General features: G+C 58.1%; 15 protein-coding genes. 12 read left to right on the forward strand and 3 right to left on the reverse strand.

The annotated features are described in order from the left end of the window. The 9 genes from RSB01_RS05645 to RSB01_RS05685 all read left to right on the forward strand — a co-directional run. On the forward strand, positions 1–236 hold a 236-nt coding region (locus tag RSB01_RS05645), incomplete at its 5' end, for a hypothetical protein (RefSeq protein ID WP_332625175.1). After that, entirely contained in the window at positions 233–2,413 is a 2,181-nt protein-coding gene (locus RSB01_RS05650; protein WP_332590424.1) for a transposase family protein, read from the forward strand. The genes RSB01_RS05645 and RSB01_RS05650, both read left to right, overlap by 4 nt. After that, the gene (locus RSB01_RS05655) at positions 2,410–3,330 is read left to right on the forward strand and encodes a TniB family NTP-binding protein (protein ID WP_332625177.1); all 921 of its coding nucleotides are present in this window, start codon (positions 2,410–2,412) and stop codon (positions 3,328–3,330) included. The genes RSB01_RS05650 and RSB01_RS05655 overlap by 4 nt, the downstream gene beginning before the upstream one ends. Next, positions 3,323–5,233, forward strand: coding sequence for a hypothetical protein (locus tag RSB01_RS05660; protein ID WP_332625179.1), 1,911 nt, complete (start codon positions 3,323–3,325; stop codon positions 5,231–5,233). Before RSB01_RS05655 ends, RSB01_RS05660 begins: the two co-directional genes overlap by 8 nt. Then, positions 5,224–5,577: a HigA family addiction module antitoxin gene (locus tag RSB01_RS05665; RefSeq protein WP_332590512.1), complete on the forward strand. Its 354-nt coding sequence runs from the start codon at positions 5,224–5,226 to the stop codon at positions 5,575–5,577. The genes RSB01_RS05660 and RSB01_RS05665 overlap by 10 nt, the downstream gene beginning before the upstream one ends. A gap of 370 nt (positions 5,578–5,947) precedes the next feature. Next, positions 5,948–7,222 (forward strand): dsDNA nuclease domain-containing protein, encoded by a 1,275-nt coding sequence (locus RSB01_RS05670; RefSeq protein WP_332590511.1) that lies wholly within the window; start codon positions 5,948–5,950, stop codon positions 7,220–7,222. Continuing rightward, the gene (locus RSB01_RS05675) at positions 7,219–7,431 is read left to right on the forward strand and encodes a hypothetical protein (RefSeq protein ID WP_332590510.1); all 213 of its coding nucleotides are present in this window, start codon (positions 7,219–7,221) and stop codon (positions 7,429–7,431) included. The genes RSB01_RS05670 and RSB01_RS05675 overlap by 4 nt, the downstream gene beginning before the upstream one ends. A 102-nt stretch (positions 7,432–7,533) precedes the next feature. After that, positions 7,534–7,812: a hypothetical protein gene (locus RSB01_RS05680; protein WP_332590509.1), complete on the forward strand. Its 279-nt coding sequence runs from the start codon at positions 7,534–7,536 to the stop codon at positions 7,810–7,812. Next, positions 7,809–9,761: a hypothetical protein gene (locus tag RSB01_RS05685; protein WP_332619416.1), complete on the forward strand. Its 1,953-nt coding sequence runs from the start codon at positions 7,809–7,811 to the stop codon at positions 9,759–9,761. Before RSB01_RS05680 ends, RSB01_RS05685 begins: the two co-directional genes overlap by 4 nt. A 414-nt stretch (positions 9,762–10,175) precedes the next feature. On the opposite strand, the gene RSB01_RS05690 is transcribed toward RSB01_RS05685, so the two are convergent. Further along, the gene (locus RSB01_RS05690; protein ID WP_332590506.1) at positions 10,176–11,183 is read right to left on the reverse strand and encodes a hypothetical protein; all 1,008 of its coding nucleotides are present in this window, start codon (positions 11,181–11,183) and stop codon (positions 10,176–10,178) included. 185 nt (positions 11,184–11,368) lie between these two features. On the opposite strand from RSB01_RS05690, the gene RSB01_RS05695 reads away from it, so the two are divergent. Beyond that, the gene (locus tag RSB01_RS05695) at positions 11,369–12,808 is read left to right on the forward strand and encodes a hypothetical protein (RefSeq protein WP_332590505.1); all 1,440 of its coding nucleotides are present in this window, start codon (positions 11,369–11,371) and stop codon (positions 12,806–12,808) included. A gap of 81 nt (positions 12,809–12,889) precedes the next feature. Next, positions 12,890–14,032 (forward strand): DUF3800 domain-containing protein, encoded by a 1,143-nt coding sequence (locus RSB01_RS05700; protein WP_332590504.1) that lies wholly within the window; start codon positions 12,890–12,892, stop codon positions 14,030–14,032. A gap of 1,013 nt (positions 14,033–15,045) precedes the next feature. Here the strand turns inward: RSB01_RS05700 and RSB01_RS05705 are convergent. Together RSB01_RS05705 and RSB01_RS05710 are read right to left on the reverse strand one after the other, a co-directional pair. Next, positions 15,046–16,419: a PepSY domain-containing protein gene (locus RSB01_RS05705; RefSeq protein WP_332590503.1), complete on the reverse strand. Its 1,374-nt coding sequence runs from the start codon at positions 16,417–16,419 to the stop codon at positions 15,046–15,048. 45 nt (positions 16,420–16,464) lie between these two features. Continuing rightward, the gene (locus tag RSB01_RS05710; RefSeq protein WP_332590502.1) at positions 16,465–18,531 is read right to left on the reverse strand and encodes a TonB-dependent receptor; all 2,067 of its coding nucleotides are present in this window, start codon (positions 18,529–18,531) and stop codon (positions 16,465–16,467) included. Positions 18,532–19,273: 742 nt separating this feature from the next. Here RSB01_RS05710 and RSB01_RS05715 point away from each other — a divergent pair. Beyond that, on the forward strand, positions 19,274–19,414 hold the full coding sequence (locus tag RSB01_RS05715; protein ID WP_332592113.1) for a hypothetical protein: 141 nt from the start codon (positions 19,274–19,276) through the stop codon (positions 19,412–19,414). Positions 19,415–20,008 lie beyond the last annotated feature (594 nt).

Genomic DNA, 20,008 nt, shown 5'->3' on the forward strand with positions numbered 1-20,008 from the left:
CCTGGGCATTTACAGCCTACACAACAGCTGACGTTTTTCAGGTCGCTCAATACCTATATCGCCGAGGCTCGCGTGAGCTTGGAGAAGTCGCCGACTGTCTCGGGAGAAGAGCGCTCGGCATCGCCAAACTGAAGGCCATGATGGTTGCCCGCATCGTGGATATAGATCTCTCCAAACCGCTAAACAATCAAACGCGTGTCACCCTGATCACCGATGGCATGGGAGAACTGGTATGAGCTCCCTGAAACTTACGGTCGGCGACATTTGGGAGATTGAGGGTCAGCGCTACCTGCTCGATCCGATGATGGGGAACGGCTTCCTGCACATGCGGAATGAGCGGACAGGAGCCCCTCTTCAGATATCCCTAGATGGCACCAGCCTACAAACGCCTACTCATGACTGGCTTGCCGAGCAGTTTGCCGCCGGTTGTGCACACCGCATTGATCTCAGCGGCCCATCTCGACAGGCTCTTTCTTCCCCCCTAGTGGCCTCCGGCGATTACGAGACCATATTAGAGAAGGACCCTAAGGCCGCCTTCCGCCAATCTGTTTTGACCGCGCTAGACAGGCTTAATCCGTTTTCTCTGAGCGATAAGGGAATTCGAAAAGCACTCGCCACCATATGGGAAAAGAAACCCCAAACGTTTGCTGGGCAGAAACCTCCTTCACCAGGTAGCGTCAGAACCTGGCTTAACGAGCGTGGAGAAACGGGCTCACGACAGCTGAAGCTTATGGTCAGCCGATCAGGCAAAACGCCACGTAAGAAAAGGCTTCCCCTGTCTGTTCATCGCCGTATGCACAAAGAGGCACTGGCCTACTGGGCAGATCGTCAAAAGACCATAGGGGATGCCTACGATGATCTTTGCTTTTATCTAAAGTCCTTAAACTCGTGGATTTCCACCCGCTCCAGCAGTTGGCGCGCAGTTCCGATCCCATCTATGGAACGCTTCCGCATCCACATCAGATCTCTCGAATGCTACGAGACAATCCTCACGAAGTACGGAAAGAAAGAAGCTGACAAGCGATTAAAAGCTAACGGGCCCGGCCTTCACGCACATCGCCCTTTGGCGCTTGGCGCTTTAGACCACACCCTTGCAGATTATCATGTGGTGGTGGATTTCAACGGGTGGAAATATCTAGGCCGCCCTTGGCTCACAATCATCATAGATGTCTACACAAGATGCGTGGTTGGATGGGTTCTAACCTTTGAGCCGCCTTCCCTGTACTCGGCTACCGAGTGCATAAAACGCTCCAACCGCCCCAAGCTAAGAATGCTTGATCGATTTCCTGACTGTCCTGAGCTTCAAGACATTTACGGCAAGTTCAACGAGATTATAGTTGATAATGGGTGGGAGTTTACAGGCTCGTCCTTTGAATCAGCCATGATTGACATGGGCACTAGCATCCGATGGGCTCCTATCAGATCGCCGACCTACAAGGCTATTGTCGAGCGCTTCTTTGGCACCCTCAATACAAGGCTGCATCGCAAACTTCCTGGCGGAACTCTCCCGATCGAGCAGATGCGCGCTTGGGGAATTGATCCGCAGCAAGATGCGGTGCTCACCTTGGAACAGGCCGAAGACCTGATGATCTCTGCGATAGGGGTTTACCATCAAGAGATCCACTCGTCGCTTGCAGAGGCTCCCATAAAACGATGGTCACGAGCTGTTCGCGAGCAAGGCGGCATTCAAGTCATCGGCGACGACCGCCAACTAGACCGGATGCTGGGTGCCAGCAAAGAAGCCACCCTGACAACGTCCGGTGTAAAGCTCTTCAATCTTCAGTTCCATGACCCTGCGATTACCGGGCCTATACTAGAGGACTTGGCCCGATCGGAGCCACTCAGAAGGCGTGCTAAAGGATCCGCTACGGTTCCCGTTAAGATCAAGTACAATCCAGCGGACCTAGGGCAAATATCGTTCTGGCATGCGAAAATCGGACAGTTTGTAGAACTCCCCTGCACCGAGCCTGAATACGCCAAAGGCCTCAGCAAGTGGCAGCATGACTGCATGCAGACTTGGATCCGCGAGGAACAAGTTGCGGATGCCGATCAGCGTCTCGCTCGTCGCATCGAACTGAGACGAGAGATCGAGAAGCTTACTCCCGACAAGGTACTGTCCAGGAGTAAGCGCGCTCACGCACGGCTTTTATCATCACCGAAAATCGAAGCCTTGGCTTCGTCAACGCTCAGGGTGGAATACGCACAGCCACGCCATGATGGGATGGCTCCGGTTATTCCTACCGCATCACTTGCGACTGAAAGAACCGACGACCACGCAAAACCCGTCAGACCCGCTCGCGGAAGTCGAAAGCGTAAAGCCGCATCCAGAGGCACCTCAGAGCCCAAAGCTCCAGTCAACGTCGATTGGAGTCAAATCCCCGATACCGATCCCCGCTGGGAGGGCTTCAAATGAGCCGCACGCCGTCCGAGATCAACGAGGAAATCGCGATCAAGATTGCGAAGTTCAAAGAGATTTTTGTTCCTTACCCTCCACACGTGCACCTTCATGCGCAGTGCGATCTCATGCGCAAACTCAACAGAGAGTTGCGTGGCAAGCCTCAGTACGGATTGCGCGTGCTAGCACCTACTGGATCAGGAAAATCGACGACTGCGGATTCCTACATAGCCTATGTGGAGAAGCACACGCCGCGTACCGAAGACTATATTCCGGTGATCAAGATCGATCTTGAGCGGCACATGACATCCAAGAAATTGATGGTGCTTATCCTCCAAGAATTCGGTGATTCGTTTCCGAACTATGGCAATGAATTGATGCTCAAAAAGCGCGTCATTGCCTGCTTCGAACGTTTCCGAACGGAACTGCTTATCGTCGATGAGGTTCAGCATCTGAACTATAGGAGCGGGTCTAAAAACGATGTTACCGACACCCTGAAGGGCCTACTTGATACTGGCGTGGTGTCTATCGTCTTCCTCGGTACAGAGGAGGCTGAGAAGATGTTTAACCGCAACCTTCAGCTTAATGGCCGCCTACGTCCTCCATGCGATCTAAAGCCTCTTTCAGCCAAAAAAGCTGAGGACCAAAAGCTATTCGCAGGCTTTGTCGCTCATCTCGACAAAGCCTTGATGGACACCGGCGTGCTGCCTGAACTTTCAGGGCTAAATGACGCTAAAATCCTAGCTTCACTATTCGAAGTTTCCGGCGGGGTAGTTGGTCGGGTTGTCCGGTTACTACATGTCGCCCTAGAGGCAGCAATCCGACGTGAAGGCTGCCAAATAGACATTGCCGACTTGTCTTGGGCTGTAGATGCGTGGGCTGTGGAGCAGGGTTTCGTCAAAAGAAACCCATTCCGGGACGGTCGCTTTGACTGAAGCTGCCTTCCCTCAATCAACCAGGGGGCCGGTCTATCAGGGGAAGAGCTTGCTCTTCCCCGTCCAGCCTACCCCAGGAGAAACCCTGCTAGGGTTTATCGCCCGCGCGGTAGATCAAAACTACCTTGGCTCAGTACAGAGCTTCCTGGCGATGGGAGGCCTAAATATCAGTATCAAAGGCGACTACCTCACCAAGCTCTCAAACCACCTCCCAATCCTCTCCGAACTTCTATGCGTACCCATCTCGGATCTGCAGCAGTTATGGGGAGCGAAACCGCTCACTGAGGACGGAAAGCGCAAACTAGGGGGAGTTTATTTGCGCCCTCATCAGATCTGCCAACACGCTAGAAGGCTACCTCAAACCCGAGAAGCACAGCCTCACGATCAAGCCTATTGGATGATCAGTCATTTGGACTTTTGTCCTGTTACGTGGACAAGGCTGACCAATGACTGCCCGATCTGTAATCAAGCCCTGACTTGGCCTCAGGCTCGCTCCATTCACACTTGCGGCCGCTGTGGTGGATCCATCTCGTTTTCACATGCGCGGCGAGTGCCTATCAAAGACCGCGAGATTCTCAGCTGGGTGCTGGAGTTGTTCAGCGACGACGAGCAAACCGTTACGGAAGCAATCAATCAGGTTCCGACCTTTTACGAGGTCCAGTCAGCAACGGACGTTTACGAGCTCGTTCTAGCCTTTGCTCAAGCGGCCTACGGCGAGCGCTTCGAGCTCTTCAGAACCAAAGGCAGATGGGGACCCGAGTACGTGGCTGTGGGTGCCCGTATGGTCCTCGAATATCCGAGGCCAGTGTGGGACCTGTTTCGAAATTCGGACGACAACAAGCTCCCTGCATTTTTAACAACGGCTATGCGCGTCGCCAGGGATAACTCCCAGCCTGTAGTTTCACGCAACATCGAGCGTTTGATGGCTACGCATCGCAGGCAAGGTTTAGGGCGAGCCTCTACAGTCGAAAATTTCTGTCATATGGACATCAGCCTCACACATGCCGGGTATTTGCTGTCCACTACGCCACAAGGCGTTCAGGGGCTCATTGAAGAAGGTCACCTGGTACCTACTAAGCCATCAACAAATTTTCGTTTCACTAAAGTCTGCCGTCGTGAAGTCAATGCATTGAGAGAACGGCTTAGCCAGTGGTTCGATAAGAGCGAGTTTAAACGAAGATACGCACTACCCGACTTAGCAATCGAACAACTGCTCGCATCCAGTTGGCTAATTCCAGAGTTCGACCCGATGATCACGTTTCTTAAAGGTGATCGCGCCCTCGCCCCTCACTCCGCACGCCGCCTTCTGGATGAACTATCCTGGCTGAGAGAAGTAGACGATGAGGAGGGCTACATACCGTTAAGTGCGGCATTCCGTGGAATTGGCGGACGTGAAAAGCCTTGGTTACCAGTGATTGCCGCCGGCCTGGACGGAAAATTTCCCGGAGGTGTCGGTTTGCTCAAAACTGGTGACCGCCAATGTCTCGCTGTTCATGAGGCTGCTGCCAGAGCCGTCATTATGGGCGGTCCCGACTTCCAAGTGCCCTACAACTTCTCTCGGGCCAAGTACGGCAGTTACTATCGCAATTGGCTCACACCAAGTGAAACCGAGGATTACCTCAACTGCACGGCCCAAGATGTGATCTGGCTTAGAAACCGAAAACACATCACAAAGCTAGAACACGAAAAACCGCGCTACTGCCGCGCCTCTGTTCAAAAGGCGGGTATAGAGTTCATGAGCACAAGAGAGGCCGGGTCTCGGCTCGGCGCGCCTCCCAAGGATATTTGGCCGATTATTGAAACCTGCCAACCATCCATTTCGATAGGCCAAGGATTCCATCACCGTGTGGCATTGGAAGCGATGATCAAAGTGGAAGCCCCAAAGGCTTGCTGGTGGAATTGACGCTGAACACACCAAAGGAACCAAATGAAATGAGTTCTTTCGACTACTCATCCTTCAAAAGCCCCCTCAATCATCCAGGTAAGCACCTGAGGCTCGAATATCTGCGAGCGTACGATCTAAGCCCTTCGGAACTAGCCCAAGCGATTGGTGCCAATGAAGAGCGCATTATCGAACTGCTCAATGGCGAACGCTCTATGACAGCAGACTTAGCACTACGGCTTGCAAAGCTGTTTAGCACGTCGCCCGAGTTTTGGATGAACCTTCAAGTACAACATGACCTGTCTCGAGAGGCTATTCGTCTGCGCCAGGAGTTGGAGCAAATCACGCCTGTCAGCGGAGGCTAGCAGAGGCATTTGCGCCTAAGCGGCATTCTGGGAACAGACTTGGCTCATCTGCTTCTCACTCGTAGCAGAGTTTCGGAATGACGGATTTTGTTGCCGTCACTCTAGGTTCAAGTCCTAGTTCCCCAGCCTCGCGAGCGCGATCTTCGATGCATCGGTCGTTCCGGCGAGCGTAAGATCCGACGACGCGCGTCTTCTGGGCCGGTCGTGCCGAGATCAGGGCCCGCCCCCGGATTGCCGATCCGGCATCCGTCAGCTTTGCAATATTCCGCCTCGCGTATAGAGTGCACTCATTGATCCGTGTTCGCCTGACGTCTAGCGTCGCAGCTTCCGGAGAAGTGGCGGGTAGAAGCGGGAGGGGCGACCGCAGGTGATGGGTTCGAGCGACAACGCTGGCGACGTGCTGTCAGAGCCGAGGATCGATATGGTCCGAAGCGGAGATCCGGGCGACCAATCCGAACGCAGCTTCCGATACCAACATCAGTATGGCGTCGTCATCCTAGCGGCGGTCCGGCGGGGCGACTTCGACTATGTCAGGGTTTACTGCGAACACCACGAGGATCTCCTTTGCGAGGCATCATCTCGCCTTTTCGACGGGTGGCAGATCAAGACCTCCACGCCTGAGAACGGCCCGTGGAAGCTGACCGACGATGCGCTCGTCCGTTCTATCGGTCGGTTCGTCGATCTGCTGACGACCTACAGGACGCAGATCAGGCGGTTCTTTTTCGTGTCGAACGCTGACGTCGACAAGGTCGGGGATGACGTCCAGAACCAGAAGCGCCGCGGCCGGTGTCCGAACCTCATGCTTGAGCACGTCAGATCGTGCGCGAACCTAGTGGATCTCGAGGCACCGTTTCTCGAAGCTTTTGACGCCTTGGCGGGCACCTTGGCAGCAGATCGCCAGACCCTATTCGACGTACTGCAGCGGCTCGAAATCCTCAAAGGCCCCTCCCGATCTGAGTTCGACGCCTCCCTGGCGCATGAACACCTTGGCGGCCTCGACGACTGCAAGGCCCTGAACCCAACCCAATTGTCCGACCTGCGCGACGACCTGGTAGCCCGCGTTCATAGGGCCGCCTCCCTGCAGGTCACCGATCCGGTTCGACACATCCGCAGCGTCTTCGCAAAGGATGTCGAGGATCCTGTCATCGCGGGTAAACGGATCACCTGCGCCGACGTCGTCTTCGCTCCGCCGATGACGCCAATGAAGCAGCCGCAGTACCGGGGAGCGCCAACCCTCGTTCCGGGCGGTCCCCGTCGCGCGGGGGTTCTCGAGCAGAAGCTCAAGGCCGGAGGACTCGAGGGCGCCATCAGCTATATGACCGCGAAGGAGCGCGCCGCCGAGTACGCCCTGCTGGAGGAGCAGGCGCGCGATCCCGCGGCTGCGGAACGACAGCTGTTGCAGATCGAGGAGGCCGTGCATGGCGAGTGCATCGAGGCCTACTACGGCGCCGAGACGCCAGACGGGGAGTTCGGCGGCGCCATGCTCCTTGACGTCAACGCCCGGCTGCGCCGACTCGAGACCGATCGTCGGACGCTTTTGGGCGGGCACCCCTACGAGGTGCTGGTGGGCGTCGCGGCGATGCTGACCAGGGCGTGCCGTGTGTGGTGGAGCAAGCGCTTCATCGTTCAGGAGGAGCGGTTGTGAGCCTCGGCCTCCTAAAGGCGGCGGCACGGGCCGAGAACAACGATGGCCTGCATCTAATGCGACTGCTGATTCTGCTCCGGTGTGCGGATAAGCGCGGCCGCACCCCCAAGCCGGTCGAGGGCATCACCAAGCTGGCCAAGCTCGACTTCCTCCTCCGGTATCCAGTCTATCTCGAGCGCGCTCTGCTCAAGTTGGGGAAATCGATCTAGGGCCTCGACCTCCTCCCTAGGGAGCGGACGACAGTCGAGACCAAGATGATCCGGTTCCGATACGGTCCATGGGATGGCCGATACAGGCGGTGGCTCTCTCTTTTGGCGTCCCGCGGCCTGCTCACGGTTTCACTCCAGGGACGGAAGATCGAAATCGGTTTGACGGAAGAAGGCCGCACTCTCGCAGACGATCTCTCCGCACAGGCGATCTTTGCCGACCTGGCTGCGCGCGGGACCATCGTGATGAAGGCTGTCGGCGACATGTCCGGGACCCGGCTCAAAGACTTCGTCTACGAGGTCGTCCCGGAAATCACGGGAATGAAATGGGGGCAGGAAATCGCCGCCGACGTCGGAACTAGTGTGGACGGTGATCCCGTATGAAATTCGTTCTCAAGTCTCTCGTCCTGGACCTCAGGCAGGGTCAGGAAACACTGACGTTCGCGGGCATCTCCTACTTCTGGGGGCAGATGGGCGCTGGCAAGTCCAGCATTGCGAAGCTCATCGACTATTGCCTCGGCGGAACCATCCAGTTGTCGTCCGCCCTGCAGGCTGAGTTCGTGGGCGCGACCCTGACGGTGGAGTTGGAACGATCGGTCCTTTCGATTGAGCGTCAGCGGGACGCGAGCAATGCGTTCGCGAGCTGGACGGTCGACGGGGAGGTCCACTCGGTCGTTATTCCAGCTCGAACCGCGGCAGGCGAGGTGATCGCCCAGACGGACATCGAAACGCTGTCGGACTTGATCTTCTGGCTGTCCGGCATCCAGCCCCCGCGTGTTCGCAAGAGCAAGCTGAAGGCCGAGAGCAAGATGATCCGCCTCTCGTTCCGCGATCTGTTCTGGTACTGCTATCTCGACCAGGACGACATCGACAGCTCCTTCTTCCATCTTGAGGAGGACGCGGAATTCTATCTTCGCCTGAAAAGCCGCGACGTGATCCGTTACGTCATCGGCTATCATGACGAGCGGGTCGCGGATCTGGAGGCCGAGCTCGATCAACTGCGGGCCAACCGAACGGCGCGGGCCGCCGCGATCAACAGCCTGACCAAGACGCTGGAGGATGTCGGCGCAGGCTCCGAGCTCCAGATTGCGGAGCGGGAAGCGTCGCTGAAGCTCGCTCTGTCACGCGCCGACGAGGACATCCGGACGCTGCGTGAGGTAACGAAGTTCCAGCAGACTGATCATGCACTTGACCTGATCGCGCGAAGGACAGCGCGACTGGGCGGTCTCATCAACAGGATAAACGAGACGACCCGCGAGCTGGCCGAGGTCCGGGAGCGTCACATCCGGCACCGCAACGAGATCGAGATGCTGGGGTTGAAGTTCAGGCGGTCTTCGGCCGCGCGCGCCATCCTCGGCGGCGTCGAGTTCGTCGACTGTCCCAGATGCCTGCAACATCTGCCCGAACGCTCGCGCCTGTGCTGTGATGTCTGCGGGCAGGAGGATCGGATGGAGTTGGCGGACCCAGCCGAACAGGGGGCGATCGAGCGGGACATCGTAGCCAGAAGGGCCGATCTCGAAGACGCCATCCGCGCCATAGACCGCAATCTAGAGCGTCTACGCCGTAGGCAGGACGCGCTATTGGCGTCCAAGGCGGGTCTCGAAACCAAACGTAACCTTACGGCGGAGGAGGCGGACTCGGCCTTCCTGTCCACGGTCCTGCTCAAGGAGCGGGAGCGCGCAGCGCTCCAGGCCGAGCTCGATAGCCTAGGCTGGTTGCTACGTCTGCCGAATCTGCTGCGTGAGCAACGGGAGGCCCATGCCCAGATCGTGGCCATGGAACAGGTAATTCGCGAGGCGCTGAAGGAGGCACGCACCGCTGCAGAGGCCGACCGCACCAGCCTCGAACATCTGGGCACCTACTTCCTCGACGCCCTTGTTCAATCCGGAGTGCCGGGGATCACCCGAGAAGACTCCGTCGCCCTGGAGCCCCCCTCCTTCTATCCGGCCGTCTACAGCACAGACCCCGCTGACCAGACCGTATCGACATTCACCTCAATGAGCAGTGGCGGAAAGAAGACCCTGTTCAAATGCTGTTTCGCGATCGCGGTTCACCGGATCGCCGCGCGGCTCGAGGCACCGCTGCCGGAACTTCTGATCATAGACTCGGCGATGAAGAACATCAGCGAGCGTGAAAACCGGGACCAGTTTGAGGGGTTCTACCGCATGCTCTACAAGCTGAAGGCGGGCGAGTTGGCCTCAACGCAGATGATCCTGATCGACAAGGAATTCCTCGCGCCGGACCCGTCTCAGGCCGTGGATGTCCTGGATCGTCACATGCAGCCCGACAGCGTCGAGCATGAACCGCTGATCCGATACTACCGGGGTAAATAGGGCACCTTAGGGTCGCTGGACCTGACCCTAACGGTCGGCGGAGAGCAGAGCGCACACAAGCGCGGTTGTGCGCGCGTGGCCGCGACCGTGTTCGGTCTGGACATGACCGGGACGTGGGCTACCGCCGACAGCTACTTCTCCCGCGTTTTGAAGCCCCGTGTTCTGGAGACCGTCTGCGCCTGAGCTGGAAGCAGATCGAAAACCGGACTGGACGCGCTAGCTTCGAAGAACCGCCGCTATGACGGTCAGTACGGCAGCGGCGAGGCGGATCACTTCGATGATGAACGGTAGGGAACGAGTGAGGCGAGGTTTCATGGGATGGGCTCCGGTTTCGAGCATCATCCTGGATCTTCGCCGCTTCGAAGGAGCAGGGGAGCACCGCTAAGCCCCTCAAGATTTCCGAGCTTAACGCCGTTAGCCCCCTCTTTTTGACAGGGCTTTCAGGATTGCTGCGGCAGTCGGCCTGAACCGTCCGTTAGTGCCTTTCTCGAAATACTGGTCGATACGCTGGTAAATCGACTTCAGGTCGGAGAGTCCCCTGATCTCTGCGACGCGCTCCGCACACCGCCTGCGGGAGATGTCGGGGGACTGCGCGATGATCTCCAGAGCCGCCTCTCTTGTTTCCTCGCCGCCCCTACGGGGCTTTTGAGCATTGCGACGGTTGTTGGCTTTGACATCCGCATGACGGGCCGCGAGAGGAAGAAGGCGCTCGTTAGCCTCCGCCCGGGCCATCAGATAGCCGAACACCGCGCGGCCCTCTTCGTCAGCGCTGCTCTCGGCGGACCAGAGAGCGACTATCGCTTGATGATAGAGCGGATCGGCGAGGCTGGAGAATGTCGGCCAGTCGCTGCGGTCGTCGGACAGCATCAGGCTTTCCACGTCCTCCTCGAACCCCAATGCGGTTTGCAGTCTCGCGTACAGAGCCTGTTGGGCATGGAAATAATCGCCCCTCGATAAGGGCGTCATGACGTCGGCGGCACCACGGAACTCCCAGGCCTGCGCGATGGGGGTGATGCGACCCGCCGCGGACTTGAGACCCAACTCCGCCCACCGGCTTTCTTGATGATGCGGATGGTCCAGTTGCCCTTGGGCGGCACGTACGGGGATAACCTTCACGCCGAGGATGACGACGGTGTCGCCCGCCTTTACCTCTTGGGCGTTTCCTCGAGCATTTTGGATCAGGCGATCATCCTCGCTACTCCATGGGAACAGAAGCCGAGGCGCATTGCGGTCGAAGCGAACTGCCCCCAGTACGGAGGTAGGCGACCATTGAGTCCGATCCAGATCGGGGTGTGCGAGATCGAAGAAAACGCCTTCGACGTCAATTCGCTCACCAGCACGGCACGCCGACCTTAGATGCCACATGCGCATGAACATCTCCGATTCGGCCGGATCCAAATCCGGGACCTGATCATCGCTCATGGCTTTCCTTCCTTCTTATGGATACCCCGTGTGAGCTGCCCGACGAGCGTCGCCGTCCAAGTCTAGCCGAAGGAACGACGATTGGTCACGAGAGACGAGATCGGAAGTAAGCTATCTTGATATTGATGATTCTCTGAGGAAGGCGACCTTCGCAGCTTCCCGATAACCTGCCTTCTGAGCGACGAATGATACCGACCCCACGCCCGATCTCAGCCGCACGCAAACGCCAGGTCGCTGCAGCCTCTGAACTCATCAAGGGGCTGCGTGGAGCCGAGACGCTCGATCTGTTCGCGTACCATTTCCCTAGGGACACCAAGGCGTTCAAACAGGTCGAGGCTGTAATCAAGCCTCTGCGTCTGGAGCTCCGGCGGCTGCTCGCGGGCGAAGATATCCATGTTGGGATTGAGATCCTCGATCCTCTCCTGTTCCGGCTCATCCGCGACGGGTCAGAAGACCCTATCGCGGAAGCGGTGGCAGAGCTGAATCAGCAGGCGTTTCACGAACCCGGTTTCGTCCTCTATCCACTCCATAGCTACGGTGTGATGAGGCCATTCAGTTTTGGCAGGCCTTCGCAGGATGAAGTCGTCTTCTCGGATCTCGGGGTGGCGGTCGTGCCGCCCACCAAGTCGATCCAGCAGACCATCGAATTCGTCGAAGAGGCGGCCTTGGCCTTGGGGATCAACTCGTCGATCCCGAGCCATGCTCTGTCGCAGGAGCATGCGAACCGCAGATTCCGGTGGTTATCGGAAAACCCGCTGATGATGATCCGCGTTCGATCCTATGCGGTCGGTGCCTATGAAAATCAGTCGGAGTATATGCGGAAGCTCGGTCTGGGAGCGGCGCAGGTGATGCTACTTTCCGTGCTGGCCGATCCGACGGACCCCAAACGATTCAGCAGTTCGAGGTCCAGCGATGAGACCTTGGACATCCGGCACTACCTTGTTTTTGAGAATGCCGGGGCCGGGCGCGAGCTTTCCTATCGTCGCGTCCCGATGAACCTTTCCGCCACGGCTCTGGCGCAGCTTTCCGATCTCAACGTCGATCTTCATCTTGAGACCCTGAAAGCGCCAACCGGCATCCAGCTATCCGCCCGATCAGAGGCCGCGATCAACGGCCTGGCTGTCTTTCATCGAGCCAATGTCGTCCCAGGCCGGCAGGATACGGCCCGAACCCGTTTTGCCCTGAAGCTGCTCGACTCCACCTATTGGTTCCGCCGATCGTTCACGGGGAGTGCGATGGATCACGAAGCGATCGTCAGTCTAGCGGTCGCCTTCGAAGCGTTGCTCATCGACTCCTATTCAGGCGGCGTCACCGCGCGCATCGTTGACCGTGCGACCCACATCCTGAAGGCTGAAGGGCAGCCTAGAGCCGTCATCGAGATCGTGCGTAAGCTGTTTAGTGCGCGGGGCGACGTGGTGCATGCGGGTTCGACAACGTCGAAGCTCGACCTGCCCTTGGCGCGGAAGGCCTATGCCTATTGTCTGATGCACATTCTGGAGCGTCTGGCGCGGATCGACGAGACGACCACGACTGCCGTTGGCGATCTCCTTGGAGACGTGCGCCCTGTCCGCCCCACGCTCGGCGAGCGAGTTCGCCGGGCATGGCGCGCTTTCACGCAGAACTGAGCTCGGAGCGGTGGCGCAAACAGGTCGCGATGATGCCGCAAGACGCGAAGGCGCTGCCCTCGAGAAAGCTGGAAGACAAGAATGACCCAATCCGACTTTGCTGCGCCGTCGCGCTATTTTGTGGATGAGAGCGGGACGACCGGGGATCTGTCCAGGGCCGGGGCCGGTCTGGACTTTAAGCAGCAGCCGGTTTTCGCTTTGGCGGCGGTCGGCGTCGACGACGAGCAGGGCCTCGCCGACCGGTTGGCTCAAATTCGCACGCGCCGTTTTCCGCAGGCCGCCGAACTGAAATCGAGCAAAGGTCATGCGACGACGACCGTCGTCTCGGAGCTTCTGGACGCGATCGACGCCTTGGGCGGCGGTATCCTTCTAGAGGTGATGGACAAGCGATTCACCCTGGCGGCGACCATGATCAACACCTTGGTCATGCGTCCCGTGTCGCCGGACGATCACAAGCCGAGCGCGCTCTGGTTCCGCATGCAACTTGCCGAGCAACTCCATGATACCGCGCCGGTGGAGGTCTATGACGCCTTCATTCAGGCGTGTCGCAACCCGGGGGAGGCGAGCCTGAAGGCCGCCTTCCGCGCCGTCCTTCAATTGGTGCCGCCGGAGACGCCTCGCGACAGTCCCGCTGGAGCCATCCGCCTCTTCACCCTCGACAGTCTGAAGGATTATCGCAAAGCCGGTGTGTCGAAGCCGGAGGTGCAGCGCCGATTCCTACCGCTTCCCGATCTAGGTCATACGGGCAAGGAGGTTTGGATCCTCCCGCACCTCTCAGCCTTCACCAATCTATATGCTCGAATCAACAAGCTTCGGGACGGGCGATTGGCGGAGGTGCATATTGTTCATGACGACCAGCCCTATGTGGCGGAGATCCTTCGATCGTCGAAACAGGCGGTCGAAGACTTGGCCGCAGACAACAAGGTGATGGCGCTCGCGAGGGTCGACTATCGATTCGTCGAAACGGGCGAGCTGACCTTCACGGCTTCAACCAGCTCGCCGGGCGTGCAAGCCGCCGACCTGATTGCCGGCTTTGCGATGCGACATACGCGCGACGCTCTCGCCGGGTCACGGCCGAGCCTGGAAAGTCTGAAGGTGTTCCACCGTCTGGCCAATACGCTCGACGGAGCGCCGGGGTTCGGCATGAACCTTATGCTATCGAACCGCGACGTCCTGCGTTGCGGCCTGCTTCCCAGCCAGGTCCCGCCGATGCAGCCGTCCTAAGCGCCTCACTACGCTCTCCGCCGGCACAAGCGCTCAACTCTCATCGAAAATTCCGCGTGCACGCCTTGATGGGGGTGAGCGACAGGTCGGGAGTGTAGATGTCGCGGACCTTCGGTGATCCGCGCGGAAAGCTCGCCAGTATGGTTTCAGTTCCTTACAGCGGCAGAGATCCTGCGTGTGGTCATAGGCGGGTCGCTGCGCGAGAAGGTCCCGGATTCGATGCCCTGTTCGTGTATCAGCCAGTCCAGCATCTCCGCCGAACTATAGGCGGTATCCGCCGCCAAAAGGAGTGCTCCTCTCTGGTGTGTTTATCCTTTGCTGAGATGTTTACGTAGCGGATCAAAGCCCCACCCCTCGAATGTCAAGTTTCGGCTCTATTTCAATGACCGCTCCTCGCGCGTTAAAGACATACGAGTTGGCGTGGTTTGATAGTCACCTGGTCAGCTATGGTGCCGTTTCGACTGGTCCAGCGAAGTTCGTAAATGTGTGGCCCACAGAGAGCTGTATAGCGCCGCTGAACGGGCTACCGCCTGCCTACTTTGCCGGTCGGTGGCGCTGAACGTTCAGGGCTCGCTCCGTGGCTGAGTAGGTCTTAGGTGGTTTCGATCCAATTTGAGCAGCTCTTAAGTGGTCGACTTAAGTGGTCAGATCTCTAGGTTCCAACGATTTCGGGCTTGAAGTGAGCAGTTCTTAACTGGTCCCGACATTTTTTGTCGAAAACATGTCGAAAACACCTAACACCTGCTCACAAACGGCTAAGACCTGCTCAGGTCTGGGCCGAGCAAAGAGGCTGTTTAGCGCCGATTTTGTTGAAAAATTCGGCTCAAAGGCGATGATCAGGGATACCGCCTACGCGGCTTGCATTAGATGATGCAGTCGCTCGTACTGATGTGATGGGCAAACCAGAGCCCACCATGCCCGTGAGTATAGCCTACTAGCACTTTTCACCTAAGCGGCATTCTTTGAAATGGAGACGGGCATTCAAAGTGGAAACGCCTGTCCCCATTCAAGATTTATTTGGAGCGATGACGCGCAAGGCCCATCATCAGACGCTCCGCGGTGATAGCCACGATCAAAGACAAACCCGTCAGGGGATAGATAATCGCCAGCGGCAGAACGATGCCCAGAACGGCGGACCTCGCCTTCAGTCCAGGCGGTGCATAGGGCGCGCCCATGCCGCGACGTTGTGGCCGTCGCTTCCACCACATCACAAGGCCACTGACAGCGAGCAGCCAGATGGCAATGCATCCGGCGAGCATAATGATCCGGTTTATCCAGCCGTATTGATGGCCCTGATGGACAGCAATGCCCCATTCAAATGCCTTGGCTCCGACACCGAACTGGCCCCATTTCAGATCGGCCTTCACTGCTCCGTCACGACCGTCCACATAAAGACTACGGGCGTCCTCGGCACGTTCGGCTCCATGGGCGATGGTAAAGGCCAGTGACGGGTCAGACGGTATCGATACCGTATAGGGCCGAGCCATTCCGCGCGCCTCGACGACATCAAAAACCTTCTCCAGAGACGAGCTTGGGGTGGGCATCGCAGCAGGCGCGTGATCATGGTGATTATGGACGTCATGATCATCGGTTAAGCGCAGAACGACCCCTTCCATTGTCCAGCCTGTTCCGGCTGGCCGATCATGGTCCCCCGCATGCGCCCAAGGGCTGGCCGCCGGAGGGGCAGCGGGTCTGCCCAAACCACTCTCACGCATCACATTCATGAAACGATCGCCCCAGACCGCAGACCAGGGCATGCCCGTTACGGCCAGAAAGGCGATGACAGCGCCGGCATAGAGGCCCGTAACCGCGTGAAGATCGCGCCAGAAAGGACGGCGTTTCAAGCTGCTGGCGCGCGGCACGGCGACGGCGACATCACGCTTTCGAGGCCACCACAGATATAGGCCCGTAGCCACAAGGATGATGGCCCAGCCCGCGACGATCTCGACCAGAATATTAAACGGCCGCCCCAAGAGCGACAGACTGTGCAAACCCTTCACAGTGTCCATCAGGCCGCCGCCTTCGATCGAGCCTTGGGACGTTGCCGTATAGGGATCGACAAAGACCGTGTGCTCGCCCTGCGCCGAGCGCACCTTGATTTGCACGGCCCGATCAGCCTGCTCGGGCAGGAGAATCGAGGTTGCACGTCCCGATACACTGGCCTCCGCGGCTTGCATCCACTGATCCGGCGCAACCCATTGGCCGTTGGCTGTCACTTTGGACATATGCCCGTAGGCCACCTGCTCTATCTCGGATTTGAACAGATAGAGTGCGCCCGTAAACGCCAGCAGCATCAAAACCGGTAGGGTGAAAATGCCCGCATAGAAGTGCCATCGCCAGACAGCGCGGTACACGCCGGAGAGGCTGTTGGTAGATATATTGGTCAACAGATTATTCGGGGCGGATTTCAAATCCGCCCCGCCCCCCATAGATCAGAAGTTCAAACGCACGCCGACAAAGGCTGAGCGGCCCTCACCCGGCATGAATACTGCCGTGGAGGCTGTGCGCGCGTCAGTCACCGCGCTGATCTCGCTGACATAGCGTTCGTCGGTCAGGTTACGTGCATCAACAAAGACGGTGACACCATTGTCGAAGTCCCACCCCATATTCAGCCCCAGAACGGTGAAGCCCGGGGCCTTGAGGGTATTGGCGTAATCGACCCAGACGTCATCCATGCGCCATTCCACAGTTGGGGTGACAAACAGACCCGACGGATGACGCCAAGACAGCTCTGCGCGGTACTGATGCTCAGGCACGACCGGCATGCTGTTGCCTTCCCAAAGAAGGTCCCGCTCGAAGTAGAAGTCGTTGTAGTTATAGGTTTGTCGAAGAACCGATGCGCCGCCGGCCAGTTCGACCGGAAGGCGCCACTCAAGGCCCGCTTCCAAGCCCTGATGGATTGTGCGGTCGCCATTGAACGTGGCTGCGGGAATATCGGACCCGACGATGTAGTTCAGGATTTCTCCGTCAATCCGGCTGCGGTATAGGGTGACATCCCATGCGAGCGCACCGTGTCGACCGCGGGTCCCGATCTCGGCGCTCCATGCGTCCTGAATGTCGATCGGTGTGAAGCCGGTCAAAGGGGCCTGGACCAGAGCGCCATAGGCAGGCGGCTCCACCGAACGGGTAATGTTGGCATAGACTTGGGCACCGGCTTCACTTTCCCAAAGCAGGCCAAGGCGAGGCGAGAACCATTCATATGTGATGCTGTCATCATTGGCTGAATTCAGGCGATCCTGGTAATCGCGTGTGGCGCGCCCGAAGGAGCCGCCAACGACCACAGCCAGATCGTCACGAACAAATAGCCGCCCCTCTGCGAAGACATCCAGTCCCGAAGCATCCTGTAGTCCGTTGGCCATAACAGCCCCCGCATGACCGGCAGTGTTCAAATACCTTTGGACGTCGACCTGACCGTCGCGATAGCTGAGACCATAAAACAGATCGGCGCGCATACCGGCCACCTGTCCCGTCCAGTCAAACCGACCGAATGCACCAACGGTGTGGCTGTCAGACTGGAGGACCTGGAAGATCGGGTGCCATAGGTCCTTTTGCCAGCCATAGATCGCGCCCTCGAACACCGTGGATTCGCTCAGTCTCCATCGGGTCTGCAATGTCAGACGCTTGAGATCCAGATCACGCGCCTGATCCCCAGCGATGGCTCCAGCGTTGGCCATTTTGGGCGTTTCCAGCGCCTGTGACAGGGTCAGCGCCCCCGGTATATCTTGGCGAATGTCGGCGGCCTGAAAGATCAAGCGGATCTCGCGGTCATCTCCAAATGAACGGCCAGCATTCAGCGTAACGCGCGATTGCTGTTGCTGGCTGTGGTCGCGGTAGCCGTCAGACTTCATGCCCGATACAGCCGCGAACACATCCCAGTTGTCCCACTGGCGGGTCATCGCACCAGAAGCCCGCAGGCTGTCGTATGAGCCCGCTTCGAAACGAAGCTGATTGTCGAAGTTGGCACTATGGCCTGTAGGCGTAACCAGATTGACGGCACCCCCCAATTGGGAGCCGCCAAACCGTAGAGTATTGGCCCCCTTGTAAACCTCGATATAGCGCGCGCTCAGGGCGTCGATGGCTTGGAAATCCGAAAAGCCGTCTGCATCGGCGAAGGGCACACCATCCTGCGCGAACAGAACGCCGCGTTGATGGAAGCCCTGGGCAATACCCGAGCCACGGATCGAAAGGCGGGCTTCCTCGCCATATCGCTTTTGGGCAAGGACACCGGGAACATTCCGCAGAGTATCATAGAAGCCTTGGGCGAAGCGGTCCTCATAGGTCTCGGCAGCAACCACAGAGACCGCACCCGGGGTGCGAGACAGGCGCTCGCGGGCCTGTGCGACGATTGCTGGATCGTCAGCATTTCGTTTCGCGGTAACGATGATGGAGTCGACAACCGTGACGTCTTGTTCAGACGTAGATTGAGGTTGAGCAAAGCTGGGTGCCGCATAGGCGGCGATAAGCAGCGCCAGAGGCGCCGCTGAGATCTTGAAAGACATAGATAGTTTCCTGAACAGGCATAGACAGCGCCTGCCTCAAGGGCTGGCGCGACGACGGGATGTTCAGGCGATAGGTGGGGCTGTTGAGTGAGGGCGTACCGGAGGCCCCCGCACGGGAGGCTGACGATAGCTTGCCGCGCTGTAGAAGGGAACTACCCGCTCGAAAACCACAGGCTCCGAATTCGACTGCAGGTCAGGCACCGGCACGGCGGCAAGGCTCGAAAGCAGAGCCATAGCGCAAGTCAAACTTGGTGTGCTGTGGTCTTCGACCGGCTGGCCATCATCATCCAGATAGATGACACGAAGCTCCCCGCCACCACATAAGACAATCGGTGACCCTAGAGACGGAGAGGCCGCCACCGCCACAGGCATAAATGTCGCAAACACAATGGCGAACGTCGCGGCAAGGAATGCCAGCGACTTCGTCAATGACCAGTGCTCGGAACCAGATTGCGACATTGCCCTCGCTTCTAACGGGGCTTCAAAAGTTAGAAAACCTCAAAAGTGAGCTCGTGACTGAATTCGAAACGGCCTTCTGAACGGTAAGCCGCTAACGCCCCTGAATCCTGCGTCCAACAATAAGAAAACGTACGTTTATATTTTAATTCAACAACTTGGATCCTCAGCATTAAGGACCTCTGACAACAACACCCGCTGCTCATGGCGCAGATTTGATGTCGACACAGATCATTAACTCGCGAGCCTAAAGCCACGCCGTTCTGCCCTGCTCGGGGTCTATGGGATGCTGGGCCTTGTTCTAGTGTTCTATTGCATGCGTGGCCTCACCAATCCCCGCATCTGGAACCAGCGTCTGCTGTCCATCGCCTTCTGGTGCCTGAACATCGGCCTGGCGATGATGACCTTCCTGTCGCTGCTGCCGTAGGGCCTCTGGCATACCTATGCGTCGTTCAACGAAAACTACGCCGCCGCACGCTCTGCCGAACTGATGCACCATCCGATTATGGAGGGGCTGGTCTGGGCGCGGGTGCCGGGCAACGTGGTGTTCGCCGTCGGCCTAGGTGCCTTAGTCCTGTTCGCGGTGAAAGCCTTCTGGCGGAGCCGTCGTCGCGAGTGACGGCGGTGGAACCCATGAGCTGAGCAGGTCTTAAGTGGTTTCCGCCCTGTTTGAGCAGCTCTTAAGTGGTCGGCTTAAGTGGTGTGAATTCCCAAACCCTGCGATTGCGGGCTCGAAGTGAGCCGATCTTAAGTGGTCCCGACAATTTTTTTGTGCGCCGAGCATTTGGCGCTGGACTCGCGCTACCATTGTCAGCGTTTTTCTTGTTGTGATTGGACGTCACAGGGCCGTGGATTTTGGCGTGTCATTGCGCCGCATATTTGCCCATTGACCTTCCTACGCTGGAATCCTGTTCCATCACGGGCTCAGGAGACATGATGATGAAAAAGCTTAAAATTGCCGCTGTGACTGGAACTCTCGCTCTTATTGGCGGCGTGGCCTTTGCCCTGAACAGCCTTCCCT

This window comes from Brevundimonas sp. (genome assembly GCF_036659295.1).
Lineage (GTDB): Bacteria > Pseudomonadota > Alphaproteobacteria > Caulobacterales > Caulobacteraceae > Brevundimonas.

What these genes read in the sequence shown, in the direction of transcription:
- RSB01_RS05650 (WP_332590424.1), top strand. Translation starts at nt 233, where the DNA reads ATGAGCTCCCTGAAACTTACGGTCGGCGACATTTGGGAGATTGAGGGT.
- RSB01_RS05655 (WP_332625177.1), top strand. Translation starts at nt 2,410, where the DNA reads ATGAGCCGCACGCCGTCCGAGATCAACGAGGAAATCGCGATCAAGATT.
- RSB01_RS05670 (WP_332590511.1), top strand. Translation starts at nt 5,948, where the DNA reads ATGGGTTCGAGCGACAACGCTGGCGACGTGCTGTCAGAGCCGAGGATC.
- RSB01_RS05685 (WP_332619416.1), top strand. Translation starts at nt 7,809, where the DNA reads ATGAAATTCGTTCTCAAGTCTCTCGTCCTGGACCTCAGGCAGGGTCAG.
- RSB01_RS05690 (WP_332590506.1), bottom strand. Translation starts at nt 11,183, where the DNA reads ATGAGCGATGATCAGGTCCCGGATTTGGATCCGGCCGAATCGGAGATG.
- RSB01_RS05695 (WP_332590505.1), top strand. Translation starts at nt 11,369, where the DNA reads ATGATACCGACCCCACGCCCGATCTCAGCCGCACGCAAACGCCAGGTC.
- RSB01_RS05700 (WP_332590504.1), top strand. Translation starts at nt 12,890, where the DNA reads ATGACCCAATCCGACTTTGCTGCGCCGTCGCGCTATTTTGTGGATGAG.
- RSB01_RS05710 (WP_332590502.1), bottom strand. Translation starts at nt 18,531, where the DNA reads ATGTCTTTCAAGATCTCAGCGGCGCCTCTGGCGCTGCTTATCGCCGCC.
- RSB01_RS05715 (WP_332592113.1), top strand. Translation starts at nt 19,274, where the DNA reads ATGCTGGGCCTTGTTCTAGTGTTCTATTGCATGCGTGGCCTCACCAAT.